Source organism: Bradyrhizobium sp., from assembly GCF_049691595.1.
Lineage (GTDB): Bacteria > Pseudomonadota > Alphaproteobacteria > Rhizobiales > Xanthobacteraceae > Bradyrhizobium.
Genome location: NZ_JBAVNZ010000166.1, coordinates 1 through 4268, shown reverse-complemented (window position 1 = coordinate 4268; position 4268 = coordinate 1). Strand labels below are relative to the sequence as shown.

The 4268-nt window shown below is 66.3% G+C and carries 4 protein-coding genes; 2 read left to right on the top strand and 2 right to left on the bottom strand.

The genetic code is table 11. From position 1 onward, the window contains the following. A partial coding sequence (locus WCE35_RS07385; RefSeq protein ID WP_424592693.1) for a flavin monoamine oxidase family protein occupies positions 1-1241 on the top strand: 1241 nt, incomplete at its 5' end. Beyond that, the gene (locus WCE35_RS07380; protein ID WP_424592692.1) at positions 1241-1909 is read left to right on the top strand and encodes an ATP-binding protein; all 669 of its coding nucleotides are present in this window, start codon (positions 1241-1243) and stop codon (positions 1907-1909) included. The genes WCE35_RS07385 and WCE35_RS07380, both read left to right, overlap by 1 nt. Before the next feature lie 102 nt (positions 1910-2011). Here the strand turns inward: WCE35_RS07380 and WCE35_RS07375 are convergent, their stop codons facing one another. After that, complete coding sequence (locus WCE35_RS07375) at positions 2012-2782, bottom strand: sulfite exporter TauE/SafE family protein (protein WP_424592691.1); 771 nt, start codon at positions 2780-2782, stop codon at positions 2012-2014. A gap of 53 nt (positions 2783-2835) precedes the next feature. Then, the coding region (locus tag WCE35_RS07370) for a phenylalanine--tRNA ligase subunit beta (protein WP_424592690.1) at positions 2836-4268 on the bottom strand (1433 nt) is incomplete at its 5' end.

The following is a 4268-nucleotide window of genomic DNA, read 5'->3' as shown; positions in this document are numbered from 1 at the left end:
TGATCGTGGTGGAGGCAGCCAGCCAGATCGGCGGCCGCTGCCAGACCGATCTTGCCACCTTCGAGGTGCCGTTCGATCGTGGCGCGCGCTGGCTGTACAATCCGGAGACCAACCCGATTGTGAGGCTCGCGCGCGCCGCGGGACAGGAGATCACGGCCGCGCCGTCGGCCCAGAAAATCCGTATCGGCCGCCGCAATGCGCGGGCCGGCGAGACCGAAGAGTTTTTGGCTGCGCTGTTGCGCGCGAACCGCGCCGTCGACGATGCCTCGCGCAAGGCCGACGTGCCGTGCGCTTCGGCCCTGCCAAAGGATCTCGGCGACTGGGCGGGGACGGTCGAATTCGTGCTCGGAGCCAATTTCGCGGGCAGGGACCTGAAGGAGCTCTCCGCGATCGACAAGGCGCGCGCGCAGGAACGCAATTCCGCATTCGCCTGCCGTCAGGGATTGGGCGCGCTGATCGCAACGCTTGGCGAGCAGGTACCGCTGGCGCTATCGACGCCGGCCAACCGCATCTCCTGGAGCAACCGGGATGTCAGCGTGGAGACGCCGGCCGGCAAGATCGCCGCCCGCGCAGCCGTCATCACGGTATCGAGCAATGTGCTGGCCATGGGCAGCATCAAATTCGCGCCCGATATTCCCAAGCGCACGCTGGACGCCGCCGCGAAATTGAGCCTCGGCAGCTGTGATCGCATTGCCCTGCAGATGCCGGGCAATCCGCTTGGCCTGGCGCGAGACGATGTCATCATCGAGCGGAGCAATTCGACCAGGACCGGCCTGCTGTTCGCCAATATCGGCGGTTCGTCCCTTTGCTCGATCGATGTCGCGGGCTCGTTCGGCCGCGATCTCTCCGCGCAGGGCGAACAGGCGATGGTCGCGTTCGCGCTCGAATGGCTGACCAGGCTGTTCGGCAGCGATGCCGCCGCGGCCGTGAAGAAATCGAGCGCGACGCGCTGGAACGCGTCGCCTTTCGTGCTCGGCGCGATGTCATCGGCCGTGCCAGGCGGGCAGCCGTCGCGAAAAATCCTGGCCGAGCCGATCGGCTGCCTGTATCTCGCCGGCGAGGCCAGCCATGAAACGCTGTGGGGAACGGTCGACGGCGCGTGGGAGAGTGGCGAGCGCGCGGCGGAAGCGGCGTTGCGGCGGATCGGCGCCTTGAAGGATGCGGCACCGGTCGAGGCGCCGCCACAACGGCGCCGCGTCGCGCCGCCAAGGTCGGCCACGCCTGCGTCCCCGATCCGCTAATGTCACCGCCGAGGGCGCTGATCTCCTGGTCGAGCGGCAAGGACAGCGCCTTTGCGCTGCATGAAATCCGTCGGGCGGGTGAGCTCGAGGTGGTGGGCGCCCTGACGACGGTGACCGAGACATTCGGCCGGGTGTCGATCCATGGCGTGCGGCAGGAGATCCTGCGGGCACAGTGTGAAGCCGCCGGCCTGCCGCTGCGGATCGTGCCGATTCCCTATCCCTGTCCGAACGGGATCTACGAAGCGCGGATGGGCGAGGCCGTCGCGCAAGCCGTCGGTGACGGCATTACCCACATGATCTTCGGCGATCTTTTCCTTTCGGATATCCGCGCCTATCGCGAACAGAAGCTCGCGGGGTCGGGCATCACGCCGGTGTTTCCGCTGTGGCAGCGCCCGACGCGCGAACTGGCGCAGGCGATGATCGCAAGCGGGCTGGAGGCTCGCCTTGCGACCGTCGATCTCAAGAAGCTGCCGGCGGCTTTTGCGGGTCGCAAGTTTGATTCGCAACTGCTGGCCGATTTGCCCGACAGCGTCGATCCCTGCGGGGAGAACGGTGAGTTTCACACCTGCGTGGTGGCCGGACCAATGTTTGCCTGCCGGCTTGCGGTGACCACCGGCGAGCGGGTCGAGCGGGATGGCTATGGGTATTGCGATTTGATGATGGGATAAGTGCTGTGGTCGGGTTCAAGCCAACGGGTCGCGCGAATGCGCGCCCGATGACGTGCTCCGCGCGAGCCGGGAGCGAGGGTTAGGTCCGGCAACATTCAAAATTCAACGCAGCAGGCCATCGAGCGCGGGCAAGCCGATGATCACTGCCGCAGCGATCAATGCGTAGCAGATCGAACGAAATAACGTCTCGCTGGCGTGGCCGTACAGTCGGGCGCCGAACCAGACGCCGACCGCATAGACCGGACCCACGACCAGCGAAAACTTGATCGCATCTACCGTAATGAGCCCGGTGAACCAATAGCTCACCACGGAAAAGAAATCCGACGCGCCGAAAAACAGCAATATATTTGCGCGTGCGATCGGGGAAGCGATCGGCCGGCCGAGCCAGTAGCCGACGATCGGCGGCCCGCCGGTCTGCGCCAGCCCGCTGCAAAAGCCGGACAAGCCGCCGATGCCGACGGAAATCGCCGCGTGGTCCTTTCCCCGGTAGCGCCAGCCCGAGAGCAGCAGCATCAACAGCGCCAGCACGAACCCTGAAATGATCCAGCGTGTGGTCACGGGATCGAGCCGGCTGAGAAAGTACGTTCCGATCGGCACGCCGATCAGCGCGCCGAGCACCATGACCGCGGTGGCTTTGCGGTCCGCCTGCTTCCAGGCATTCGGAACCAGCGGCGCGGCCGCGACGAAATCGATGATCAGAAGCAGCGCCGCGACGAGCCGGGGAGGCGCGATGCTGCTCGCCAGCGGCATGAAGATCAGCGCCGAGCCGAAGCCGGAAAACCCCCGCGCGGTTCCCGACACCAGGGCGATCGCGCAGATCGCGATCGCGGCATGGATGCCGAGGTCCGCCGGGATCAGGCCAAAGGGACTCATCCTCTACATCTTGAGCATGATGTTGTCCGAAAGCCGCCTTGCTGGTTTCGGCATCATGCGCGCAGCACGCCACCGGTCCTCTTCGTCACTTCAGCCACGATCTTCGCGGCGATCGCGTCGATCTCCTGATCGGTAAGGGTCTTCTCGCGCGGCTGGATCGTCACCGCAATGGCGATCGATTTCTGGCTGTCGCCGATGCCCTTGCCCTCGTAGACGTCGAACACCGTGACATCCGCGATCAGTTTCCTTTCCGCGCCTAGCGCCGACCGCACGATATCGCCGGCCTTGACGGTGCGATCGACGATGAAGGCAAAGTCGCGTGACACCGGCTGGAACGCGGACAGTTCAAGCACCGGCCTGGCGCGGGTCGGCCTCTGCCTGGCGTCGGGAATGCGGTCGAGGATCACTTCGAACGCGATCAGCGGGCCGTCGGCGCCGAGCGCCTCCAATGCGCGGGGATGCAGCTCGCCGAAGTAGCCGAGCACGTTTTGCGGACCGATCTGGATGGTGCCGGAACGGCCAGGATGCAGCCAGTTGGGGCCACCGGACACGATCTGCAGCGCCTGCATCGGCGCGCCCGCGGCCGCAAGCACCGCGAATGCATCGGCCTTGGCGTCGAGCGCGTCGGCGGCAGCCGCGCCGGACCAGTGCCGTCCGATGCCTTTCGAGGACGCAAAACCGTGGCGGACGCCCGACGCCGCGACCAGTTGATCTTCCGGTCTGTCGCCGCGAAACACCTGGCCGACTTCGAACAGCGCGACGTCCGACGAGCCGCGATTGGCGTTCGCCTGGACGGCGGCAACGAGACCCGGCAACAGGCTCGGCCGCATGTCCGAGAGATCGGACGCGATCGGGTTGGCGAGCGCGAGCTCGGCCTGCCCGCCGCCGAACAGTTCGGCCGCGGGTTTTGAAATGAACGACCAGGTCACCGCCTCGACCATGCCGCGCGCGGCGAGCGCGCGCTTGGCGCGGCGGGTGCGAAGCTGGATCGGCGTGAGGATCGGCTGACGCGGTTCCTCGCCGCGCTCGAACGGCGTCATCGGCACCTTGTCGACGCCGACGATGCGGACGATTTCCTCGACGATGTCGGCCTTGCCGTGCACGTCGATGCGCCAGGACGGCACCGCGACCTTCACAATGGGGCCGCTGCCGGCCACCATGAAGCCGAGATGGCTGAGGATGCGCCTCGCCTCGACCAGCGGCACCTCGATCCCCGCGAGCCGCTTGACCTCGGCGAGCGGAAAATCGATCACGCGATCGGCGCCAAAGGGGTTGCCGACGACGACGTTCTCCGACGGCGAACCGCCGCACAGCTCCAGCACCAGCTTGGTTGCAAGCTCGAGACCCGGCACCATGAAGGCCGGATCGACGCCGCGCTCGAAGCGATAGCGCGCATCCGAATTGATGCCGAGCTTGCGGCCGGTCTGCGCGATGTTGATCTCGTTCCACAGCGCCGATTCGATCAGCACGTCGGCGGTGTTCTCGT